The organism is Flammeovirga pacifica (assembly GCF_000807855.2).
Classification (GTDB): domain Bacteria; phylum Bacteroidota; class Bacteroidia; order Cytophagales; family Flammeovirgaceae; genus Flammeovirga; species Flammeovirga pacifica.
The window spans coordinates 3,314,750-3,339,162 of record NZ_JRYR02000001.1 but is presented as its reverse complement, the minus strand read 5'-3'; the positions used below and the strand labels follow the sequence as shown (position 1 = coordinate 3,339,162).

Sequence of the window (24,413 nt, the reverse complement as noted above, 5' to 3'; positions counted from 1 at the left end):
CATGCTTACAGAAGATAAAAAAGGATTAGATTTTAGATTTGACTGTAAACCTGATTTTGGTTTTATCACGGTCAATATCCCATCAGGGGAGAAAATAAAGGTGGAAGCGTCTGCAATGGCGACAATGGATACCAATATTGAAATGAAAACAAAGATGAAAGGTGGCTTCGGAAGAATGTTCTCTGGAGAATCACTTTTCATTAATGAGTTTGAAGCAAAAAATGGTGCAGGAGAAATTCAAATTGCTCCGAGTGCTCCAGGAGATGTGGATCATGTATATTTAGAGAATGAAGCAATCTATCTTCAGAATTCTGCTTTTGTTGCTTCAGCAATGAGTGTTGAAGTAGAAACAAAATTCCAAGGGTTAACAAAAGGCTTCTTCTCAGGTGAAAGCTTGTTCTTGATAAAATGTTCAGGAACAGGAGATCTTTGGTTTAACTCTTATGGAGGGATCATAGAAATTGATGTAGAAGACGGTTATGTAGTCGATACAGGTCATATTGTTGCTTTCACTGAAGGTTTAGACTATAATATCTCAAAAGTAGGAGGTTATAAATCTCTTTTCTTCTCTGGTGAAGGCTTAGTTTGCCGTTTCTCTGGTAAAGGAAAAGTATGGATTCAAACAAGGAAAGTGGGTCCATTTACGAGTTGGGTACATCCGTACCGTCCAGTGAAGGACAAAGGTTAATATAAAAAACCATCTGAAAAAAATCAGATGGTTTTTTTTATAAGTAGTTCACATCAATAATTATTGTTTTTATTGAACAACTTTTTTGTCGTCCACTTTATCGTTTTCTTTCATTAAATGAGACCAATCTCTCAATGTTGCATTGGGAACAATTGCACCGATTATATTTCCTTGAATAGGGTTGCCAAAGAAATCAGTTTTCACATTCAATCCACCATAATAAATTCCATTTTCTGTCTTATCAGACTTTAATTGAGGAATTTTAGCTCCAGAAGTAATCAATTTTTTATTTTGAGGAACAAAGTCTTTTGCAAAAGATCCATTCTCATTTTCAAACTCAGGTAAACCACCAAAGGCATTTTCATCCCAATACCCTTCATCTAAAGCTTTATCCACAGATGTATATTTATCTTTTCCTTCTGTGTTGTAAAGGCGATAGATATTATTTTTCATGATTAACTCCATTTTATCCAATTCTGTTTGATTCATAGGACGGATGTTTGCCGCTAAAGAACCATCAAATCCTTTTCCTGAAGTAGCATTCTTTGTAGGTTCTTTGGAAATCATAAAATCAAAAGCAGCATCATAAGCAGCTCCATCTTTCCAACGGTGCATCGACCAACCTTTGTTTGTTTTTTCTTCTAACCAGAACAGGTTATTCATCATCACGATACCTTCATTGGAAGTAGAAATATTGAAAACATTCGGGTTTTTATAGGGCTTATTTCCTGCAATGGTATTAATAATTGTATTATTATAAATATAGGTTTGATAAGGGCCTATGTACTTCTTTTTATGATTATGTCCATTTACTGTAATAATAGCTCCTGGAGTACCTACTTTTCCCCAGAATTTTTGATTAGGATCTTTAATATTTCTCCATCCATCATTAATACTTACATTAAAGCGGTAAGAACAATTATAATTAAGCCCAAGAATTTCTATAAATCCACCTGCATTGTAACGGCTCAAGCAATTTTGAATCACTACATTTTTACAATTGAAATCAATATGAGCACCACATGAGTCGGCAATACCTTGAGCACCTTCAAAGACATTGTATTCGAATAAAAAGTTTTGTAGTCCCCAAGTCCACATACCGCTTCCTCGTCCCCATTTACGTTTGTCGTTTCTATTTCCTGACTCAGTAATTCTACTATATTTAAGATGGCTATTATTACATCTGTTGAATTGCATACCAGGTCCTCCAGCTTGATAAACGGTACAATATTCAATACGAACATCATCTACATTATGCTTTAAAGAACCATCAATTTTTCCATTTCCTTTGAAACGAATTCCCATCTGACTCACATTTTTGACCGTCACATGTTGAACAGCAATATTACGAATACCCTTTCCTTTTTGATGCACTTGACCAAAGACTCCCCATCCCCAACCAGCATTATCATTCATATTCCATTGTCTACATGCACGAGAAGTTTCTGCATTGTTTAAGAGGTAAACGTCTTCAATATCTACATTATAAATTAGGAAGTTTTCCATCAAACTATGTGTGTGGGAGTTGTCAGAAAGTATTCTAACCCCATAGCGTTGGTCAATTCTTTTTTCTTCTTTGTTGTACATGAAAGTACTATTTTCAGGACCTCCATTACCTGTCATTTTTAAATCTGATATCAATACATTGGAAGTATTCTGAATCCAAATACCTGCAGGATAACCTTTAAAATTGATGGTGGCTTTTCCGTGACCATAGCTACCAATATGAATACGATTTTTATTTTTGGATGATTTATTCAAGTTGATCAAGTCTATTCCACCAAAGTGTTCTTGATTTCCTTTTAGAAGAACTTGATCGCCAAAATTAACCTTTAGTTTAACCAGTTGTTGTAAACTTTTGATAGCTTTTTTCTGACTTAACCCATCATTCTTATCATTTCCTTTTTTAGCATCAACATAGATGGTTCTTTGAAATTTAAAAGGAGGTTTGTATTTGATCTGATTGTTTGTGACAACATCATCAAATTTAAAATTATTTGGAGTTAAAGGAACCTCATTACTAATAGGAACAGAATTAGCTTTTTCCATTGCACTTTCCAATTGAACTTGTCCCCAAACCGAAGTGGAAATTAAGAGCAATAGGAATTTAAAAATCATTTCTTTCATCACATACTATTTTAATATTCAGGGTAATTGTTTTTTTTCGTATTACCACTAAGACCTTGACGCAAACTATTGAATATCAAAATTAGATAGAGTAAAAAAATGAATTAAAAGAGGTGGTAAATTTAAAAAGAGGTGAATACCAAAGGAGAATCATGCATTTACCCTTGTTGGGTGTCATTTAACAAGGGCAGTACAAGGGAGTTGTTCCTCTATGTAGATGACTCCATCATAGACTTCAGTCCATCTCATTCGATAAGTATAATTAACTAATCCCTTCATAGAAAAATACTTTGGTTTACCTTTGAATTCAGTGAAATCGGTAAATGATAAAGTATATTTTGAGTCGGAAAGCCACTGTTCAAAAGAGTTTTTAGCAGGTTTTTTGATATCGTATGGTTCGCTTTTTATTCTACCAGCTTGTCCTTTATAAGAAGTAAAGCCTAGTGTGTACATCTTATTTCCTAGTGTTTTGTAGGTCATAAGCCCAAGTGAACTATGGTATTTAAAATGGCTCTTAGCTGTATGCATACTAGCAGCCCAAACAATTATCTTCTCATTTGGAAAGCGTTTCTGAGAGAGCCAAACTAAGTTATTGGCCATCTGAACATCTCGGTATTGAAAAGTACTGTTTTTAGAATAGATTTTTTTCATGTTGATCAACCAAGAATTCTCAGCATATCCGTTTAGGTTCTGTAATTCCTGCTTCATGAAATCATCTTTGCTGTACTGTTGGTCAATGGATTTTAGAGTAGTGAAAAAGAATGATCGATCTTCTTCTGTAGCTTTTGAGTCGTATTCATTCTTATATAACTCATCTAGAATATCAATAAATCGTTTCTTGTCGTCAATATTAATACTATTGTCTGATAAAAAACGATCAAAATCCTCAGAATAAACACCTTTCGGATGGGCATCATATCGACGAACGTCAACACCAGTCATGTATAATGGTTGGTCTGAAGAATAAGTGCCTTTTATATAATCAAAGGTCGACTGACATTCTTCGCATTTGGTCCAAATAGGAAAAATTTTATCCTTGGCTGCTTCGAAATTTTGTGGATCTTCCTCAAAGTTTTTCTGCATACCATAGAAGTTACTTTCGAAAGCAATGATATTGAATCCAAGTTCTTCGTGAAGGTATTTTACTAAACGACTTTTCATTTTAAAGGTATTCGCATCTCCGTGGTCTTGTTCTCCAAGCATGACCACTTTAGCATCACCAATAGAGTTCTTGATCGCTTCTAGGTCGGAATAATCTTCCTGATCAAAATCAAATGATGTGATGGGACTAGTGTTTTCGAGTACATAGTTTTTGATTTCTTTCTGACCGAACAATAGGTGTGCGATTAGTGTAAAGAGAAGAGTAAGTCTTAATGTCATGATACAAATGTTGAAGTGAATTTTAGTTTCTATCAATTTGACCCATCAACTATTTGATTGGTAGTAATTTTAAATAAAAAAATCCCTCATCACCGAAGTCATGAGGGATTAATTTTTTGAAATCTATCGAATTGCTAGTGCATATTAAAGTTCAGCAAAGAAATCGTTTCCTTTGTCGTCAACAATAATGAAGGCAGGGAAGTTTACGATTTCGATTTTACGAACCGCTTCCATTCCTAATTCTTCAAAGTCAACTACTTCAACAGATTTAATATTTTCTTTTGCTAAAATTGCAGCAGGGCCACCGATCGATCCTAAGTAGAATCCACCGTGTTCGTTACAAGCATCAGTTACTTGTTGTGAACGGTTACCTTTAGCAAGCATAATCATAGAACCACGTTTTGCTTGGAATGGTCCAACATATGGGTCCATTCTACCAGCAGTTGTAGGTCCGAATGATCCTGAAGGCATTCCTTCTGGAGTTTTTGCAGGACCTGCATAATATATTGGGTGGTTTTTGAAGTACTCTGGCATTTCTTCGCCTTTGTCCAACATTTCTTTGATACGAGCGTGAGCAATATCACGAGCTACAATCAAAGTACCTTTTAAGTTCAAACGAGTTTTGATAGGGTATTTAGTCAATTCAGCTAATACCTCCTCCATTGGTCTGTCCAAATCAATATCGATAGGATCAGCCATAGCAGTTGATTCAGTTGGAATTAATCGACGAGGATTTCTTTCTAATTCTTCTAACCAGATACCATCTTCGTTAATTTTTGCTTTGATATTTCTATCTGCAGAGCAAGAAACACCAATACCCACCGGGCATGAAGCAGCGTGACGAGGTAAACGAATCACTTTTACATCATGTGTAAAGTATTTACCACCGAATTGAGCACCAATCAAACTTTCCTGACAGATTTTTTGGATTTTCTTTTCCCATTCAACATCACGGAATGCTTGACCACCCATGTTACCTTCTGTAGGTAGGTTGTCATAATATCCTGCAGATGCTTTTTTCACTGTAGCCATGTTAGCTTCAGCAGAAGTACCACCAACCACAAATGCTAAGTGATATGGAGGGCAAGCTGCTGTACCAATCGACTTCAATTTTTCTTTAACGAAGGCAGTTAAACTTTCGTCATTCAATAAAGCCTTAGTTTGTTGGTACAAGAAAGTTTTATTGGCAGATCCACCACCTTTAGCCATAAACAAGAACTCATATGAGTTACCTTGTTCAGAGTAAATATCTATTTGAGCAGGAAGGTTAGTTCCCGTGTTTTTCTCCTCAGTCATGCTTAATGGCACTACTTGAGAATAACGTAAATTTCTTTCTTTATATGTTTCGTAGATACCACGAGACAAGTGCTCCGCATCGTTAGCTCCTGTAATAACGCTTTCACCTTTTTTACCCATTACAATTGCTGTACCTGTATCTTGACAAGAAGGTAATTGACCTTCTGCAGCTACAGCAGCATTTTCTAATAATGTACGTGCTACGAAACGATCGTTATCTGATGCCTCTGGGTCTTCCAAGATTTTAGCTACTTTTTCTAAGTGTGCTGTTCTTAAATAGAAAGACACATCAGCCATTGCTTCTTGAGATAGTAACTCTAAACCTTTTGGATCAACTTTTAAAAATTTACGGCCATCAACTTCAGTTGTTGATACGTAATCTTTTGTAAGTAATCTATACTTTGTGTCATCTCCTTTTAATGGAAATGGCTTTTGATAGAAAAATTCGCTCATGATTCTAAGTGTATTATAATTCTAATATGTTGATGTTGTTTGTTTGTTTAAAACACGCATGTGTTTAAGTGCTACAAAAATACATAACGAAGGGCACAGCAATAGTGAGATAAGTCATAATTATAAAATAGATTTAAATGATTCTTATAAATAATAGAATCATTCTTATGTGATTAATGTTATCAGATAGACTTGAGAAGAAAAATAAACGTTATTTCAACATTTTTTATCTTTTTGTTATGCTTGCATAATATTTTTACATATATTTGAAAATGAATGTTATGCTTGCATACAATAATAAGTGAATAATCACTTCTATAAAGCAGTATAATATATGCGTTTTGACAAAATGACCAATAAATAACACAAACATATACGTGCTCACTTTTGGAAATGGTCAAAATGGATAAACTCTCTAGTCATCTCTATTTTGACCATCTCAAAAGTTTAAACACCAAAGAAAACAACACTATAAAAATTACATTTTAGAATTATGAACACTGTAACCAATAAGAAAGCAATTAAAGGAGGAGAATTCCTAATTCGTGAATCTGAAGCGAACGAAATTTTTACTCCCGAAGAATTTTCTGAAGAACAGGTAATGATGGCGCAAGCCACTAAAGATTTTATTGACACAGAAATTACTCCTAATGCCAAAAAAATTGATGGTCACGATTGGGAGTTAGTTGAAAACATTTTTAAGAAAGCTGGTGAATTAGGCCTTTTAGGAATTTCTGTTCCTGAAGAAAAAGGAGGTTTAGGCATGAGTTTTAATACATCGATGTTAATTGCCGATGTTTTCGGTGAAGCAGGTTCATTTTCTACAACATATGGTGCGCATACAGGTATTGGTACTTTACCAATCATGTATTACGGTACTGATGCACAAAAAGACAAATACTTACCACTATTAGCTACAGGCGAATGGGCAGCTGCCTACGCTTTAACAGAACCTGATGCAGGTTCTGATGCCAACTCAGGTAAAACAAAAGCAGTTTTATCAGAAGATGGTTCACATTATTTACTCACAGGTCAAAAAATGTGGATCTCTAATGCAGGTTTTGCAGACTTGTTCATCGTTTTCGCAAAAATTGAAGATGATAAAAACCACACTGCATTTATTGTAGAGAAATCTTTTGGTGGAATAACAATGAACGAGGAAGAAGAAAAACTAGGTATTAAAGGTTCTTCTACTCGTCAAGTTTTCTTTACAGATTGTAAAGTTCCAGCTGAGAACATGTTATCAGAAAGAGGCAATGGTTTTAAAATCGCTGTAAACATTTTAAATATCGGACGTGCAAAATTAGGCGCGGGTGTTTTAGGAGGATGTCGTGCAGTAATTAACCATTCAACTACTTATGCAAAAGAGCGTAAGCAGTTCAAACAACCTATTGCTAACTTCGGAGCAATCAAGCAAAAATTAGCTCAAATGTCGACAAAAACATATGTTATTGAGTCGATGTGTTATAGAGCAGGACAAAATATAGAAGACCACACCGAAGAACTACTCGTGGGTGGTATGGATGAAGCAAAGGCAAAATTGAAAGGAGTAGAGCAATTCGCTATTGAATGCGCTATTCTTAAAGTTTTTGGTTCAGAAGTACTCGATTTCTGTGTAGATGAAGCAGTTCAGGTGTACGGTGGTATGGGCTTCTCTGCTGAAGCACCAGTTGAAAGAGCTTACAGAGATGCTCGTATATCAAGAATTTACGAAGGTACCAACGAAATCAATAGAATGCTATTGGTAGGAATGATGATCAAACGAGCTATGAAAGGTGAGTTAGATATTGTTTCTCCAGCAATGGATGTAGCAAAAGAATTGACTTCAGTACCATCATTTGAAACAATAGATACTTCGGTATTATTCAATGTTGAAAAAGACATTTTAAAACGTCTGAAAAAAGCAGCATTGATGGTTGCAGGTAGAGCTGTTCAAGTATTCGAAGCAAAAATCAATGATCAACAAGAGATTTTGATGAATGTTGCGGATATGTTGATTCAAATTTACGCTGCAGAATCTGCTATTCTTCGTACTGAGAAGATGGTAGAAGAAAAAGGTGAAGAAGCTTGTAAGCATCAAATTAATATTTCTAAGGTATTTATCAGAGAAGCAGCAGAAGTTGTGGCTACATCTGGTAGAGAAGCTATTGGCGGTATTGCCAAAGGCGACGAACAAAAAGTAATGTTGATGGGCTTGAAGCGTTTCACAAAGTACGATTTAGAAAATGTACATGAATTACGACGTGAATTAGCTGATGAAATTATAGAGAAAGAGTCTTATCCTTTCTTCGTTGTTTAATTAGCGTTACACATAAATCTTTTTATCAATTTTCATATTGATGAAATAGGACGATTAAATACTTGGTTACATGATGAAAAAGCCAACTCGTTTCGGGTTGGCTTTTTTACAATTTAACATTGTTTAATATGAGCTTTTTTGAATTAAGTATTAGGGTAGAATAACTTCATAGTCACTATACGCAAACTAATTTTTTAATACATTCTATAATGAAAAAGTTAATTATATCTTTACTTGTTTTATTTTCTTTGTCTTCATGTTATAATACTAGACTATTAGTAGGTAATGTTGAAAAGACTACACCACTAGAAGAAGTGAACAAATCTTGGAATCACAATTTGATTTTAGGTTTAGTACCATTGGATAATACATATCAAAAGCCACAAGATTTTCTTCCAGAAGGTCAAAAGGATTATGTGGTAAAAACAAATCAAAGTTTTTTAAATCAATTAGTTACAGGTTTGACACTTGGGATTTATTCTCCTACTCAAACAAAATATTACGTACCTAAGAAATAATTTTTAGGTAAAAAATAAGATTAACTCTAATTCTATTCATAATTTTTTTCCGTATAGTAACATTGGATAGAATTAGAGTTTTTTATATAATTCTCACAAAACGAAAGTCATATTATCCAACTTCATGTTGGCTTTTTTATTGCTACACTTTTAAAGATCAAACTGATAGACTGCTGAAAAATACTTTTTAGTAGTCATTTTTTTAACTAACCGTTTCTCAGCTATGAAAATTGTAGATCTTTCTAAACCAATTCAATTTAATAAAAAAGACCCTTGGTTTATGCGTGTAAAAATTAAGCACAAATCGCATAAAAAAGCCAAGTGGTTGATTCGACTTTTAGGGTTGCCGTTTAAGTTATTTCCTAAAGGATTTGAGGGTTGGGCAGATGATACCATTGAGAAAATGGGTGTTCATTCTACCACTCACATCGATGCTCCTTGGCATTATTCTCCAACAGTAGCAGGTAAAAAAGCGAAAACAATTGATGAAGTACCATTGGATTGGTGTTACGGGGAGGGTTTAGTTATTGATATGGAACATAAACAAGATTTTGATCCGATTACAGTCGCTGATATCGAAACGTTCTTATTAAAGAATCAATTGGAAATTAAAGAAGGGATGATTGTCTTAATTAAGACGGGTCGTGATAAATTTAATGGGACCGAGAATTTCCATAAAATAGGGACAGGTATGAGTGCAGAGGCTACTCATTATTTAATTGATAAAGGAATAAAAGTGATGGGGATAGATTCATGGGGTTGGGATTTACCTCTTCCTCATCTGATGGAAAAAGCCAAAGAGACAGGGAATTCTGAATTATTTTGGGAAGCACACTTGGTAGGGCAAGAGAAAGAATATTGCCATATGGAACAATTAGTGAATTTAGGAGCGTTACCTTATCAAGGTTTTAAAGTAGCTGTTTTTCCATTAAAAATTGTAGGCGCTTCTGCAGCACCAGCACGTGTAGTTGCCATGTTTGACAGCGTGTCTAACGATAATTAATTAGAAAAATTTCTTAGGATAATTCATTAAAAACAATTCTGATTTTGCTCTCGTGATGGCTGTATATTGCCAACGGACAAAATCAGAGTTGATCATATCATCTCTTAGAAAACCACAGTCGACAAAAATGGCATCCCATTGCCCGCCTTGAGCTTTATGACAGGTAAGGGCATAGGCAAATTTTACTTGCAATGCATTAAGATAAGGATCTTCCCTAATCATTTTGTTTCGAGCTTTAGGATTCTCTACATTTTCATAATCTTCAACCACTTTCTGGAATAACGATCGATTTTCTTCTTGATCCAATTGAGGAGTAAAAGAATGAAGTGTATCTAAAATAATTTTAGCTTCTATATCAGGATGGTTTTCGTAGTCGAGTAATCTAAATCTTATATCACAAAACCTAAGACCGTAGCGTTCTTCAATGCCACCCACTCTCGAAACCTCAATAAATTCACCATTGGCTAAAAAGCCTGCTGGAGAATCATCGTCTAGCCAAAAATAGTTGTTACGCACAATCATTAAATAATCACCAGCATCTAATTCATCTTCTCTATAATGAATTTGTCTTCTGATGTATTGATTGTACTGTGTGGCGGCACGGTTTGATCTTGTAATAATCACTGTATTTTCAGTTCCATATTTATTATAACCATACAGTAATCCATCTTCTAACTTATCTGTCCCCATTTTAAAGATGTCTTTAAACGAAGAAGTATTGAACTTAATTTGTTGATCTGTTTGAAGACAATCTCTTAATTGTGTGGCATTATATAGAATTCCTGATTCGGAAGCTTGTCTTACCACTTCAGTAAGTTCAAGGCTAATCAGGTTTAAGTGATGTACATTTTGAAGAAATATTTCATCAAGAGCGGGACTAATTTCTTGTTTTACTGGAGGTAGCTGAGCAACATCCCCAATCAAAATTAATTTATTATTGGCCTTAGGCTCTTGAAAAACATAATTGATAAGTGAGGTAAGTAAACCTTCTCCGCCAGGATAAGAATGATCGTCAATCATCGAGGCTTCATCCACAATAAAAATCGTATTGACCGCATTGTTTTTTGTGCGTTCAAAACGAGTCATTCCAGAATCTGGATCTTCTGACTGCTTATAAATAATACGATGGATGGTAAATGCCTTTCTTTGTGCATAAGAAGACATCACTTTTGCTGCCCGTCCTGTAGGGGCTAAAAGTAAAGGTTTATAACTATAAAAACGGAGTATATTAGACAGGGCTGTAATAACAGATGTTTTACCAGTACCTGCATATCCTTTTAATAAAAATGTATTTTTCCTCCTATTGGTTTCTAGAAGAAAAGGGTCCATCAATTCAAAAAGTTGCTTTTGACCATTGGTAGGTTCAAAAGGAAACTGTGCACTAATTCTTTCTGATGGGGTGATCATTTTATAATTGTATCAAATTTATGATGCCCTCATGGCCTCAACAGGGTCCATTCTCGAAGCTGATATAGCAGGAGCAATACCCGAAATTATACCTACTGCGGCAGAAATAAATAAGCCTACGATTAAATTTTGAAAGTTTAACGATATCTCAAATGCTTCTGTGGAGAAGAAGGAGAGTAAGGAGACGAGTAAAAGTCCCATTATTCCACCAAAGAAACTAAGGAACATTGCTTCACAAAGGAATTGTAAAAGAATGAAATAATTCTTTGCACCTAAGGCTTTTTGAATACCTATTTGGGAGGTTCTTTCTTTTACCGAAACAAACATAATATTGGCAATACTAAATCCGCCTACTAAGATGGAGAACATACCAATGACACCTCCAGCAATTTTTAAACTTCCTGTAACAGTACCAATAAAATCGGCAATGGCGTCAGTTTTATTTAAAGCAAAATTGTCTTCTTCTTTGGGACGAATTCCTCTAACTCTTCTGAGTAATCCTCTTAATTCCCCTTGTATTTCTTCCATTCCCTCATCCTCTTCAAATCCTTTTACAATTAATTGAGGAGAAATATAATTTCCCTTGGAAGCATACATTTTTACTAAAGCCGAATAGGGAATCATGATTAGTTCGTCATTGGAAGGAGTATTCAGTAAACTTTCTCCTTGTTTTTCAAAGACACCAATCACTTTAAATTTTTGTCCTTGAGTTTTGATGGTTTTACCAATTGGGTCTTCTCTAGAAAATAATTCTTCTGCTATACTATGGCCAATAATGGCATTTTGAACTCCTTTTTGCATTTCGCTACTAGTAAAGTAACGTCCTTTTTCAATATTTAATGTATTGATTTTATTGTATTCAAAAGAAGCACCTAAGATTTGACCATCTTCGAAACTACTATTTTTGTATTGTATAGTTTTCCCTCGTTTGTCTTCAAAAATGGCAACATGCTTTACCCACTTTGCATTTTCTTGAATAAATTTATACTCTTTTACATTAGGATTAGGTCTACGGTAATATTTCCACCAAGGGTAATTAGGTTCATTAAAAGCAAAAGGCCACTTACCAACATACATCACATTATTCCCAAAAACAGCTAAACTAGATTGAATACTATTATTGAGTGCATCTACCAAAGTGAAAATGGCAATGATGGCAAAAATACCGACTGTAACTCCAAGTAATGAGAGTACAGTACGGAGAACATTTTCTTTCAAGGCATTAACTGCGAAGCGAAAACTTTCAAAAAAAAGTCGAAGGAAAAGCATAAATTAGAAAAAATGGAAATTTTTTAGATAATAAACCTTTTATCTATTGATTGATTGGAGATTATCTGATCTTTATTTGTTAAATTTACCGTCTTGATTTTCAAGGTACGCATTTTGTGTGTATTGAAGAAAAGTTAAGCGATATATCGTAAAAAATAGATAGAATAAAATACGTAATTTCATTCCATGAAGCTATCCCAATTCCAATTTGATCTGCCTTCAGATCTAATTGCACAATATCCAGCAGAAAACAGAGATGAAGCTCGTTTGATGGTTCTTCATCGTAAAACAGGCGAAATCGAACATAGATTGTTCAAAGACATCGTAGAGTATTTCGATGAAGGTGATTGTTTGGTAATGAACGATACTAAAGTTTTCCCAGCACGTCTTTATGGTAATAAAGAAAAAACGGGTGCGAAAATCGAAGTATTTTTGTTACGTGAACTAAACAAAGAATCTCACCTTTGGGATGTGTTAGTTGATCCTGCTCGTAAGATTCGTGTAGGTAACAAACTATATTTTGGCGATGGTAGCTTAGTTGCTGAAGTGATTGACAACACTACTTCAAGAGGTCGTACAATCCGTTTCTTAGTAGATGGTGAAGACGAAGAGTTCTACAAAACAATCGAAGAATTAGGTGAAACGCCAATTCCAAGAGACTTAGAGCGCGAAGCAGAGCCTTCTGACAGAGATCGTTACCAAACTATTTTCGCAGAGAAAAAAGGTGCTGTAGCTGCTCCTTCAGCAGGTTTACACTTTACTCCTCAAATTGCAAAAAGAATGGAAATTAAATCTGTAGAGATTACTCCAATTACTTTGCATGTAGGTTTAGGTGCTTTCAGAGATGTGGATGTCGAAGATTTGACAAAACACAAAATGGACTCAGAGCACTATAGTGTTGGACAGGAAACTGTTGATATCGTAAACCAAGCACTTACTGAAAAGAAAAACATTTGTGCAGTTGGTACAACTGCCTTACGTTCTTTAGAAACTTCAGTATCAGCATCAAATACATTGAAAGCAAACGAAGGATGGACAGACAAGTTCATTTTCCCTCCTTATGATTTCAAAATTGTTTCTTCTATGGTGACTGGTTTCCATAAACCAAAATCAACATTATTAATGATGGCTTCTGCTTTTGGAGGTTATGATTTAATGATGAGAGCTTACGAAGAAGCTATCAAAGAAAAATACCGTTTCTTAAGTTATGGTGATGCGATGTTGATTCTTTAATCAACAATAAAGCAAGATCATAAAGCTAAGAATCACTGTTCTATTGTAGAGCAAATTATAAAATGGAACAAAGGGTACGTAAAATTCGCTCCCTTTGTTTCTTTTATTCAGAAATTTTGTAAAAAAAGTGAAATTAAGAGTAACCTTAATTTTAAAAACCCGTATACATAATGACCAAAGTAGACGTTAATGTTGTACAAGAAAATGACTTCACGTTAATCAAGGTAGATGGTGAGTTAGATGCTAGTTCTTCTGTAGAGTTAGATACTGTTCTCCAAAAACATATTGATGACGGTAATAAGAAGTTCTTAATTGATTGTGTAGGATTAACTTATATATCCTCTGCTGGTATTGGCGTATTTACTTCAAGACTAGACGACGTTCAATTAAAAAACATTTCTTTGGTGTTGTTTAACGTAGCAGAGAATATCAAAAGCGTTTTTGAGATTTTAGGAGTAGACCAATTCTTGAATCTAGCTACAAATAAGGAAGAAGCCATTCAAACACTTTAAATCGGCAATGTTTACAAAAAAAGTCAATTGTGAAACAACCAATCTTCATACAATACGTGAATTTGTTCTCTCGTCATTGAATGAATACAGCGTACCTCTTACTCAAAGAGATATGATTGTTGTTGCTGTTGACGAAGTTTGTGCCAACCGAATGATTCATTCCAATAGTTGTGATCCATCAAAAGAAATTGAAGTTTCTATTTCTAATACGTCTGAAAATGCTGTAATCATAGAAATAAAAGATGGTGGAGCAGCTTTTGATATTAAAACCTATCAATCACCTGAAATTACTGATGTTATTAAACAGCATAGTAAAGGAGGAATGGGTTTAAGATTAGTAAAAAATATTATGGATGCTGTTCATGTTGTACACGATGGTAAAATTCAAGTCTGCCGTTTAGTAAAACAACTTTGAACAACTCTAAAAAAGAAGAGATACTTTATAAAGTATCTCTTTTTTTGTGATTTTATTTTTTCTAAATCCTTTTTACACACTACATTTGTGAGGTTACTCCTGAAAATTGTGGTCAGTAGCCGAAATTAATTTCTGTATTTTTGAGTAGCAGCATCATGAAAGAAATATTGCTCAACAACGTTAGAGTATCAAGTTCAACTTCCCCTTATCACCAAAAAACCGTTAACGTTCTAGTTAAAGACGGTATCATTACTGATATTTCAGAGTCATCAATTTCATCTTCATCGGCAGAAGTTATCGAAGGTAATAACCTTTGGGTTTCTACAGGATGGGTAGACATGCGTGCTACTTTAAATGAACCCGGTGATGAACACAAAGAAGATATTACTTCTTTATGTAATGCAGCAGAATTTGGTGGATTTACCGATGTTGCTACATTACCAAATACCAACCCTACAATTCAATCCAAAGAGGGTATTCACTTTATAAAGAAAATGAGTGCCTTTTCTCCAGTAAACATTCATCCTATGGGAGCTTTGACTAAAAATACAAAGGGAGAGGAAATGAATGAGTTAATTGATATGTACGAGGCAGGTGCAGTTGCTTTTACAGATGGTATTCATCACTCTTGGCATTTAGGTGTTGTGAAAAGAGCCATTATGTATATGCAAAAGTTCGATGGCTTATTGGTAGAAATGGCCAATGAAAAAACATTGGACATGGATGGTCATATGAACGAAGGAGTACCAAGTACTTTGATGGGAACTAGAGGTATTCCTAATATTGCGGAATGGTTAGGTATTCAGAAATTGATTTCTTTATTGACTTATACTGGAGGTAGAATCCATTTTGCTAATATTTCTGCTGCAGAGTCTGTAGATCTAATTCGTAAAGCTAAAGCAGATGGCTTAAATGTTACTTGTGACATTGCAGCACATCAAATAGCAATTACTGATGAGGCTTTGAGCGACTTCGATACGAATAAAAAAGTATGGCCTCCTTTCAGAGCACAAAAAGATATTGATGCACTTTGGGCAGGTATCAAAGACGGAACGATTGATTCGATTGTTTCATCACATACTCCTCATGATATAGAATCTAAAAGATTAGAATTTGATTTAGCTGATTTTGGTATTATTGGCTTGGAAACAGCTTTTGCTAATCTTATCACTAATAAGCCTAATGATATAGATGTTGATCTTATCATTGAAAAGTTGACAACCTCACCAAGAGAAATTTTGAAGTTGGGATTGCCTAAAATTGATAAAGGAGAGAAAGCGTGTCTTACTATATTTGCTCCAGAACAAGAATGGACATTTACAAAGGAAGACATCCGATCAAAATCTCTAAACACACCTTTTATAGGAAAGACTTTTACAGGAAAACCGGTTAGAACAATTAACTAATTTTTCCTTTAGATATATTGAAGCCCTCTTGAACTATAGTGTTTGGGAGGGCTTTTTTAGTAAGGAACTAGGAGTTTTGTCTAAATTAAAAACTCCTAGTTCCTAACTCCTAATTCTATTGCCTCCTCCCACGTCTCTGCTGCATCGATTCTTTATAAATAGTCATTTGCTCCTCCGTTAATACTGAAGAAAGCATCATCATTTGTTGTTTTTGAACCTTTTGCATCGCCTCTCTCATTCCTTCTCGATCGCCTTCGAATTGCTCCCTTAGTTGAGTAAAAGTTGCTTTTGATGAAGCTGTGATGGCATCGTATTTTTCTTTTTGATCCGGAGTGAGTCTTAATTTAAGCTCTAAGATGTATTGTTGCTGCTCCCTCATTTCCATCAATACGAAGGCTTTATATTGCTCGTATTTTTGATCATCAAGGAGGCCTTTTGTTTTTTCGAGATGTTTTAATTTTAGCTTATCGCTTTCTTTTTTCATCTCTTCGCGATCAACTTCACCTTCTTCTTTCGCGAGCATCATCATGGTCATCACATCTTCTTGGAACTTCATAAAAGCTTTATTGACTTTTTTCGTTTCGGTGTCATCAAATTGTAATTCTTCTACTAATTCTGATGGAAGTTCTTGTGGTCCTTTCATAAAAAAGCGAGGTCCTCTTTGTCCATATGCAGTGATGGTTAACATCAATATCAGAAGTGTTGTGATATATTTTTTCATCTTATCTTAAATTTTCTATTTTTTTATCTCTTTGTTATAATCTATTGTCTTTGGTGTTCGAGGGGTTGCATTATCTCTCTTTCTCTAGGAAGTATTATTCCTTTAGTTTTCAAGTTGCTTATTTAAAACGAGCTTTAACGTTACTATTTGTTACCTCAAAACCTTCCCCCCGGAGGTGGTCCCATCCCTCTTCTCCTTTCATCCTTCGGATTCGTTTTCCCTTTCGGACGATAAATAAAAGAGAGCATAAAATATCTAGGAACAATATTGTAAGTGCTTGTCTGAATATAATTTTCAGTCACTGAACGTGTGATTCCTCTGTTTTGATTTAGGATATCAGAAACTGTGAAACGTATTTCTCCCTGACGCTTCTGGAAGAGTTTATACGCTACAGCTGCATTCCATTTATAGATATTGTCTTGTATAAGGTTATCATCACCAGTATAAATATTACCAATAAATGAAGTGTTAAATACTAATCTTTGGATAGGTTCAACGGTAAGACTCGCTCTTAAATTATTGTGTAAATAATTACCGTTTAAGGTGGTATTCTGATCGTTATTGATCCAGTGATAAGTAAACTGAGTCGAGATATTAAAATCTACATTCTCACTGATATTGCTCGCGAACTTAACGCCTTGCCCTAAGCTCTTATCGAAAGTGTAAGAAGTGATATCGTTGGTAATACCCACGTTTCTTGTATATCCGCCTGTTGTTGTAAAAGCCACATTAGTTTTTAGTGGATTGATAGGAGTACCAAAAACCATCACTCCTCGAGCAGTTAAATAACCATCTAAGTTTATTGGAGCGGTATAAGAAGAACCGTTCTTTAAGGGTACATTATTGATTACGGTATCACTCTCCGCAATAATCGTATAATTCGAAATTTTATTATCTGTCTGTGTTGCCGATAAATTGACGAAGAACATCTGCTTTTTTGAAATATTGAAGTTTCTATAGTTCAATCTTAATACATGGTTTTCCTCACCTTCCAAGTAAGGGTTACCAGTAGATACATTCAGAGGATCACTAAAATCAACTACCGTTTGAAGATTCGTTACAGAGGGTAAACTGACGTTTTTCTGATAGGACAATCGCATTCGTTTCGTTCTCGCAAAGGTATAATTGATATGTACACTTGGTAAAAGATATCCAAAAGTAGTTTCGGTATTGGATTGCTGAGGGTACTCACTTTCGTTAAATAGAGTCGAGTACTGATACTTCAAATCTGTAGTAATATTAATTTTCCCTTTCTTGTACATCAACCCCGCTTCCGGACGGTAAATGTTCTGATGAGAAGTGAAAGTATTGGAAAGATCTTCTAAGAAAATACCATCTTCAGCAGACGGGTCCAGTATGTCGTATGTCTTTCTATCTGATTTCTGTTGTTCCCAACTTTGGAAATAATTTAGTTTTAATTGAAGGTTTTTGGCTAATCTCTCTGTGAATATCAAATTGGCCGATGTTCTGAATTTTTCTGTATCTCCTAAGATCTTCTGTGCAGTAGAATCGTTTTCTGCATTTTGCCCATAATAATTGATGTTGGTGAGTGCATTTTCGAACGTCTCGTCATTATGATAATATACTTTCCAATTTAATGCGATAGTTCTGCCATTATCATTTAATTTATGACGTAAGAGAAAACTATTATTAATATCTGCAGAATTGGTCGATGTGAAGTTGGACTGCATTGAACTATTCAAATCATCTCCTCCTTTTAAAGATGTATTGGATAAACTATACGTGTTAGCATCTCCATTTTCGAGTTTGATGACCGGACGAATACGAATCGTTGTTTTAGGACTTGCTTCATAATCGAGTCGAATATTGAAATTATGGTTTTCTTTATGAGAATCCATATCCAACAATTCATCTACTATCTGATTACTATTTTCAGATACAATATATTCTGTTGTCGATACCTGATCTGTTTCATTATTGATTACTTTATAGCTATAACTTGCGTTTACATCCCATTTTTCTCCCCAAGAATCAATATAATTCGTGCCCAACATATGGGTTGTATTGACTCCATTGGAATTGGTCGACATATCCATTCCTGAATTTCCACCACCTTGTCTTCCTCTTCCTCTCCTCATTCTAGATGACCCCGAAGAAAGGTTGTCCGACATAAACCCTTGCTGATTCACATTGTTGGACATACCGATAAAAGAAAGTCGTTGATCGCCCTTAAAAATATTAAGATTACCACCAGCACTATAACGTTCATCAGAACCGTAGCCCGCTTCCGCTTTTCCGAAATAAGCATACTTTGCATCCTTTTTAGTCACAAAGTTAATGGTCTTACTTCTCTCTCCATCATCAAAACCAGTAAACTGTGCCTGATCACTTTTTTCATCGATGATTTGAACATAGTCGATCATATCTGCAGGAAGATTACTCATTGCAGTACTTGGATCGTTGCCGAAAAATTCTTTACCATCAACAAGTACTTTGCTAACAGTTTCTCCCTCTGCAGTAATATTACCATCATTATCTTTATCGATACCCGGCATTTTGGTGACTAGATCACCAGCTGTTGCATCTTCATGAGTTTTATAATTGCTTGATGAAATTTGGATGGTATCTTCTTTAATCACAATGGGTACATCAGCCACTACTTCCACTTCATTAAGTTCGGTAAACATTGGCGTTAATTCAAGATGAATTTGATGTCCATTTTCATCAGAAATAATCAGATCTTGTGATAGGTTATTATACCCTAAATACATGGCCTCAAGTGTATATTTTCCTTTCTTTTTGATGTTCATTTTAAAATTCCCATCCAAATCAGAAAGCACTTGATATTTATGATCAGCATCTTTTACAGTAATGAGTGCATTCACTAAAGATTCATGACTTCCTTTAGCGGATATTTTACCTTTTAGTGGGATTGTTTGTGCCCATACGGAGGAGGAAATAATCAGAAAGAGAAGAATTATGGAAGTTTTCATTTGATAATTTTTTTGATCGTTTGCTCTTTTAGAACCTTTGATAGAATACAAATGAAAACAATACCTTATTAACATGTCAGTTAATTCAACGTAGGTCGTATATTTTTCAACTAACGCATAAACAAAATCTAATTTTATAGATTGATGACTGTAAATTGTATATTTATCAACTGATTTTAGGATACATACTATCTATGAAAATCAATTAAAAACAAGTTAATCCAATTCAATAATGCAATCACTGAACAGAATAACATTACTCTCCCTTTTTGGGATAATGATCTTTTCCATCTCAACTATCGCCCAAGATAGAGTGACCGGTAAAACTTTCGCTACACGATCTGAAGTTTTAGCACAAAATGGAATGGTCGCTACATCTCATCCATTAGCCACTCAAGTGGGATTGGATATTTTAAAAAATGGAGGAAACGCGATTGATGCCGCCATTGCTGCTAATGCAACTTTAGGATTGATGGAACCAACAGGTTGTGGAGTTGGTGGTGATATTTTCGCCATCGTTTGGGATGCAAAAACACAAAAGTTATATGCTTTAAATGGTAGCGGAAGATCTCCAAAGAAGCTGACGTTAGACTATTTCAAGAAGAATGGATACGATAAAATTCCAGCTTTAGGTCCATTACCAGTTAGTGTTCCAGGGACAGTAGATGGTTGGTTTGAACTTCATAAAAAGTTCGGATCTAAAGAGATGTCTGAGATATTATCGCCTGCAATTAATTACGCGGAAAATGGTTTTCCATTAACAGAGTTGATTGCGTGGTATATTCAGAAGTCAATTCCTAGATATATGGATAAGGGGTTTCCGAATATTAAGGATACTTATATTTCACAGAATAATGGGAAATTACCAAATGAGGGAGAAATATATAAGAATCCTTACTTAGCTAACACTTATAAGAAAATTGCTGAAGGTGGAAGAGATGCTTTTTATAGAGGAGATATAGCAAAGACCATCGGTAAATTTATTAAAGAACAAGGTGGCTTTTTAAGCGAGAAAGATTTAGCCAATCATCATTCAGAATGGTTAGAGCCTGTATCGGTGAATTACAGAGGATATGATGTTTGGGAATTACCTCCTAATGGACAAGGTATTGCAGCACTTCAAATGTTACAAATTTTGGAAGGGTACGATTTCTCTAATATAGCATTTGGTTCTGCAGAACATCTACATTTATTTACTGAAGCAAAAAAGTTAGCTTTTGAGGATAGAGCCAAATATTATGCAGATATGGATTTTTATGATGTTCCCGTCGAAGAATTATTATCTGATAAGTATGCGAAGGAAAGAAGAGATCTAATAGGAGAGAAAGCCACAACTTATAATGCAGGTCAGATTTCTGCAGGAGAAACAATCTATATGACAGTAGCCGATAAGGAAGGTAATATGATCTCTCTAATTCAGAGTAATTATAGAGGAATGGGTTCCGGAATGGTGCCTCCAAAATTGGGTTTTATGTTACAGGATCGTGGCGAACTATTTTCTTTAAAAGAAGGTCAAGCCAATACATATGAACCAGAAAAAAGACCTTTTCATACTATCATTCCTGCTTTTATCACTAAAGAGGGTAAACCTTATGTTTCTTTTGGTGTGATGGGTGGAGATTTTCAACCACAAGGCCATACACAAATTGTAATGAATTTGATTGATTTTGGAATGAATCTACAAGAGGCTGGAGATGCACCTCGTTGGGACCATACAGGAGGAGCTTCTCCAATGGGTGAAGAAACCACTAATAAAGGAATGATCAGAATTGAATCGGGTATTCCTTATGAAACCATAAGAGGTTTAATGGATAGAGGTCATCAAGTGGGTTTTGTACGTGGAGCATATGGTGGTTACCAAGCTATTTTATGGGATGCAGAAAATAAAGTATATCGAGGAGCTAGTGAAAGTAGGAAAGATGGACAAGCAGCTGGTTATTAAACAAAAAAAACAACCCCTCCTAAATTAATAGGAAGGGGTTGTAAAGTTGGGTTATTAAAGAATCTAGTCTATAACAACTTTTATTGAAGTAGCAATCATTTGTAGTTCACCATTTTCATTTCTGTATTGGTGACGATTGTTAGATAATTGATTATAATTGATCCCTTGATCTTCTAAAAGTTGTTTAAGAGTAATAGTCGGGTCTACGTTTTTTACATCAACTCTTTCACTGTCGTTTAAGTAGATATTCACAAATTTATTTTCGCCAATAACATACTGGTCAAATTCTTTTTCATTAATTGATTCATTCGCATCGTAAACTGTAACCGATTGCTTTGTTGAGCCAATACCAACAGTAGTAAGATTTTCATGAACGATGATAGAATTCACATCTTCTACGATTTCATGTACTACTTTAATTGATGTTTTAAGTAGTGCTACATCTTCATTTTGGTCTTTATAAGAATGTACAGGTTGACCAATATCTGATAAACTTACACCACTTAATAAAACTACATCAAAAAGAGATGTACCACCTTCAATATCTGTAAGGTCTACTCTTGTACCATCTTCTAAATAGACGTTGATAAATTCATTACTTCCGACATCATATGATTTAAGTTCTTCTAAAACTTCAACATTTTCAAGGTTGTATACAGATACAAATTGTTTTGTTGAATTTAGACCAGCAGTTGTCATTAAATAATTTGCAACAACATTATCATTGATCTCTGGTTGAACTTCATCGTTTGAAGAATTACAAGAAGAAGCGAAAGCGATAATTGAAAATAATAAAGTGATTTTAGTTAATAATTTAATCATAATTTTATGTTTTTTATGTTTGATTATAACTACTCTAACGGCGTTGGTTAAGTATGTTTTTCCGAAAAAAGGTCAAGAACTTCCCAATAAAGATTTTTCTAAAATTAATTAGTCAGGAGGGGGTAAAATGATATTGTATTTCGATGAAATGTATTTATATAAAAAAAATCCTAACCAAATGAATGGTTAGGATTGATGTTAATTTGTTGGATTTTGATAGTATATATTATACTGCTACTGAAGCCAATAATTCAGCTAACTTTTCTCCAGTTTGTGCCGTATTCATACGTTTGTCTTCTGGAGTTTCATCTGTAGCAATATCTAAAGTTCTATAGCCTTCTTTTAAGAATTGAGCAACTGCACCAATAATAGCATCACTTTCTTCTTTAAGACCAAATGAAATATCTAATAATAATGCACCTGATAATACTGATGCGATAGGGTTGGCAATACCTTTTCCAGCAATATCTGGAGCAGAACCGTGAATTGGCTCATAAAGACCAATCTCATTACCTACCGAAGCAGACGGTAACATACCCATAGAACCAGCAATTTGAGAAGCTTCATCTGTAAGGATATCACCAAACATGTTACCTGTAACGATAACATCAAATTGTTTTGGATCACGAATCAATTGCATTGCTGCATTGTCGATAAACATATGTGTTACTTCAACTTCAGGGTATTCAGAAGAAAGAGCTTGTACAGTTTCTCTCCATAGACGAGAAGATTCTAATACATTTGCTTTATCTACTGAACAAAGTTTCTTACGACGAGTCATTGCTGATTCAAAAGCTTGACGAGCAATTCTTTCTACTTCCATTTTAGAGTAGCGAAGTGTGTCGATAGCTTCAGTTCCATCTTCGTTTCTTTCACGAGGAGTACCAAAGTAGATACCACCTGTTAATTCACGGAAGAAAATGATATCAGAACCTTGTAGAATTTCTGGTTTAATTGATGATGTATATAATAACTCATCAAAAAGTTTAATTGGGCGGATGTTAGAATACAAACCTAATTCCTTACGGATTTTAAGAAGACCTTGTTCAGGACGTACTTTTAAGTTAGGGTTGTTATCATACATAGGCATACCTACTGCACCTAAAAGAACAGCATCAGTAGCACGGCAAGTATCAATTGTCTTTTGAGGACAAGGTTCTCCTGTAGCTTCGATGGCAGCATGACCAATTAATGCAGGTGTAAACTCGAACTGATGTCCGAAACGCTCACCAATAATTTCTAATATATTTTGAGTGATGCCTGTTACCTCTAATCCGATACCATCACCGGCAATCACTGTTATTTTCTTGTTCATAGTTCTGTTATTTTTGAAGTTTGTTCCCTATTGTTGAATCATTTCACTTATACATTAAAAGTATAAGGTCTTTCTGATTCGTACTTAGCTATTTCCTCTTTTAAACTTAATAGATAGTCGATATCATCGTAACCATTTATCAAGCACATTTTTTTATACTCATCGATCTCAAAAGATTGTTTGTTATCTTCTTTACCTGAGATCCATGCCTTTTGTGTTTCTAAATCTACTTCTAGAGTAGTAGCTGGGTTTGCTTTGATATCAGCAAAAAGTTCTGCTAAAAATTCTTCAGAAACAATTAAAGGAAGGATACCATTATTTAATGAGTTTCCTCTAAAGATATCAGCAAAGAAGCTTGAAACTACGATTTTAAAACCATAATCACCGATAGCCCAAGCAGCATGTTCTCTAGAAGAACCACAGCCAAAGTTTTTACCAGCTACTAAGATTTCACCTTGGTAAGTATCTTGGTTCAAAACAAAGTCAGCGATTGGTTGATCTTGTTTGTCATATCTCCAATCTCTGAAAAGGTTATCACCAAAACCTTCTTTAGTAGTCGCTTTTAAAAAACGAGCAGGTATAATCTGATCAGTATCTACGTTCTCTATTTTTAAAGGAACACAAGTTGATTTTATATATTTCATGGTAATTTT

Annotated in this window: 19 protein-coding genes; 9 read left to right on the top strand and 10 right to left on the bottom strand. The window is 34.7% G+C overall.

What is annotated here, in order from left to right:
• Position 1: 1 nt before the first annotated feature.
• Entirely contained in the window at positions 2 to 688 is a 687-nt protein-coding gene (locus tag NH26_RS13050) for a TIGR00266 family protein (RefSeq protein ID WP_044225679.1), read from the top strand.
• 69 nt (positions 689 to 757) lie between these two features.
• Here the strand turns inward: NH26_RS13050 and NH26_RS13045 are convergent, their stop codons facing one another.
• The 3 genes from NH26_RS13045 to NH26_RS13035 form a co-directional block, all read right to left on the bottom strand.
• Complete coding sequence (locus NH26_RS13045; protein ID WP_044225682.1) at positions 758 to 2,815, bottom strand: right-handed parallel beta-helix repeat-containing protein; 2,058 nt, start codon at positions 2,813 to 2,815, stop codon at positions 758 to 760.
• 174 nt (positions 2,816 to 2,989) lie between these two features.
• A complete protein-coding gene (locus tag NH26_RS13040; RefSeq protein WP_044225688.1) occupies positions 2,990 to 4,195 on the bottom strand; it encodes an erythromycin esterase family protein in 1,206 nt (401 codons plus the stop codon).
• A gap of 144 nt (positions 4,196 to 4,339) precedes the next feature.
• On the bottom strand, positions 4,340 to 5,944 hold the full coding sequence (locus tag NH26_RS13035) for a fumarate hydratase (RefSeq protein WP_044225692.1): 1,605 nt from the start codon (positions 5,942 to 5,944) through the stop codon (positions 4,340 to 4,342).
• A 493-nt stretch (positions 5,945 to 6,437) separates the two neighbouring features.
• On the opposite strand from NH26_RS13035, the gene NH26_RS13030 reads away from it, so the two are divergent.
• The 3 genes from NH26_RS13030 (at position 6,438) to NH26_RS13020 (ending at position 9,764) form a co-directional block, all read left to right on the top strand.
• A complete protein-coding gene (locus tag NH26_RS13030) occupies positions 6,438 to 8,243 on the top strand; it encodes an acyl-CoA dehydrogenase family protein (protein ID WP_044225695.1) in 1,806 nt (601 codons plus the stop codon).
• Between the two features lie 209 nt (positions 8,244 to 8,452).
• Positions 8,453 to 8,761 carry a Bor/Iss family lipoprotein gene (locus NH26_RS25265; RefSeq protein WP_044225699.1) on the top strand — a complete coding sequence of 103 codons (309 nt, stop codon included), beginning with the start codon at positions 8,453 to 8,455 and terminating at the stop codon, positions 8,759 to 8,761.
• A 223-nt stretch (positions 8,762 to 8,984) separates the two neighbouring features.
• Positions 8,985 to 9,764, top strand: coding sequence for a cyclase family protein (locus NH26_RS13020; protein ID WP_044225702.1), 780 nt, complete (start codon positions 8,985 to 8,987; stop codon positions 9,762 to 9,764).
• Here the strand turns inward: NH26_RS13020 and NH26_RS13015 are convergent, their stop codons facing one another.
• Together NH26_RS13015 and NH26_RS13010 are read right to left on the bottom strand one after the other, a co-directional pair.
• Complete coding sequence (locus NH26_RS13015; RefSeq protein ID WP_044225705.1) at positions 9,765 to 11,171, bottom strand: ATP-dependent DNA helicase; 1,407 nt, start codon at positions 11,169 to 11,171, stop codon at positions 9,765 to 9,767. It lies immediately after the preceding gene.
• 18 nt (positions 11,172 to 11,189) lie between these two features.
• Positions 11,190 to 12,440 (bottom strand): ABC transporter permease, encoded by a 1,251-nt coding sequence (locus NH26_RS13010; protein ID WP_044225708.1) that lies wholly within the window; start codon positions 12,438 to 12,440, stop codon positions 11,190 to 11,192.
• A gap of 186 nt (positions 12,441 to 12,626) precedes the next feature.
• On the opposite strand from NH26_RS13010, the gene queA reads away from it, so the two are divergent.
• The 4 genes from queA to NH26_RS12990 all read left to right on the top strand — a co-directional run bounded on the left by queA (position 12,627) and on the right by NH26_RS12990 (position 16,006).
• Positions 12,627 to 13,673 (top strand): tRNA preQ1(34) S-adenosylmethionine ribosyltransferase-isomerase QueA, encoded by a 1,047-nt coding sequence (queA, locus tag NH26_RS13005; protein WP_044225711.1) that lies wholly within the window; start codon positions 12,627 to 12,629, stop codon positions 13,671 to 13,673.
• Between the two features lie 170 nt (positions 13,674 to 13,843).
• The gene (locus tag NH26_RS13000; RefSeq protein ID WP_044225713.1) at positions 13,844 to 14,185 is read left to right on the top strand and encodes an STAS domain-containing protein; all 342 of its coding nucleotides are present in this window, start codon (positions 13,844 to 13,846) and stop codon (positions 14,183 to 14,185) included.
• A gap of 7 nt (positions 14,186 to 14,192) precedes the next feature.
• The gene (locus NH26_RS12995) at positions 14,193 to 14,600 is read left to right on the top strand and encodes an ATP-binding protein (RefSeq protein WP_044225716.1); all 408 of its coding nucleotides are present in this window, start codon (positions 14,193 to 14,195) and stop codon (positions 14,598 to 14,600) included.
• A gap of 155 nt (positions 14,601 to 14,755) precedes the next feature.
• Positions 14,756 to 16,006 (top strand): dihydroorotase, encoded by a 1,251-nt coding sequence (locus NH26_RS12990; RefSeq protein WP_044225719.1) that lies wholly within the window; start codon positions 14,756 to 14,758, stop codon positions 16,004 to 16,006.
• A gap of 115 nt (positions 16,007 to 16,121) precedes the next feature.
• Here the strand turns inward: NH26_RS12990 and NH26_RS12985 are convergent, their stop codons facing one another.
• Together NH26_RS12985 and NH26_RS12980 are read right to left on the bottom strand one after the other, a co-directional pair.
• Complete coding sequence (locus NH26_RS12985; protein WP_044225722.1) at positions 16,122 to 16,727, bottom strand: hypothetical protein; 606 nt, start codon at positions 16,725 to 16,727, stop codon at positions 16,122 to 16,124.
• 155 nt (positions 16,728 to 16,882) lie between these two features.
• Positions 16,883 to 19,681 (bottom strand): outer membrane beta-barrel protein, encoded by a 2,799-nt coding sequence (locus tag NH26_RS12980; protein WP_158021938.1) that lies wholly within the window; start codon positions 19,679 to 19,681, stop codon positions 16,883 to 16,885.
• A 277-nt stretch (positions 19,682 to 19,958) separates the two neighbouring features.
• Between NH26_RS12980 and ggt the strand changes: the two genes are divergently transcribed.
• Positions 19,959 to 21,623, top strand: a complete 1,665-nt coding sequence (ggt, locus tag NH26_RS12975; protein WP_242427327.1) for a gamma-glutamyltransferase — start codon at positions 19,959 to 19,961, stop codon at positions 21,621 to 21,623.
• A gap of 63 nt (positions 21,624 to 21,686) precedes the next feature.
• On the opposite strand, the gene NH26_RS12970 is transcribed toward ggt, so the two are convergent.
• The 3 genes from NH26_RS12970 to leuD form a co-directional block, all read right to left on the bottom strand.
• A complete protein-coding gene (locus NH26_RS12970; protein ID WP_044225727.1) occupies positions 21,687 to 22,445 on the bottom strand; it encodes a hypothetical protein in 759 nt (252 codons plus the stop codon).
• Positions 22,446 to 22,671: 226 nt separating this feature from the next.
• Entirely contained in the window at positions 22,672 to 23,760 is a 1,089-nt protein-coding gene (gene leuB / locus NH26_RS12965; RefSeq protein WP_044225730.1) for a 3-isopropylmalate dehydrogenase, read from the bottom strand.
• Between the two features lie 47 nt (positions 23,761 to 23,807).
• Positions 23,808 to 24,404: a 3-isopropylmalate dehydratase small subunit gene (leuD, locus tag NH26_RS12960; protein ID WP_044225732.1), complete on the bottom strand. Its 597-nt coding sequence runs from the start codon at positions 24,402 to 24,404 to the stop codon at positions 23,808 to 23,810.
• Positions 24,405 to 24,413: the final 9 nt, after the last annotated feature.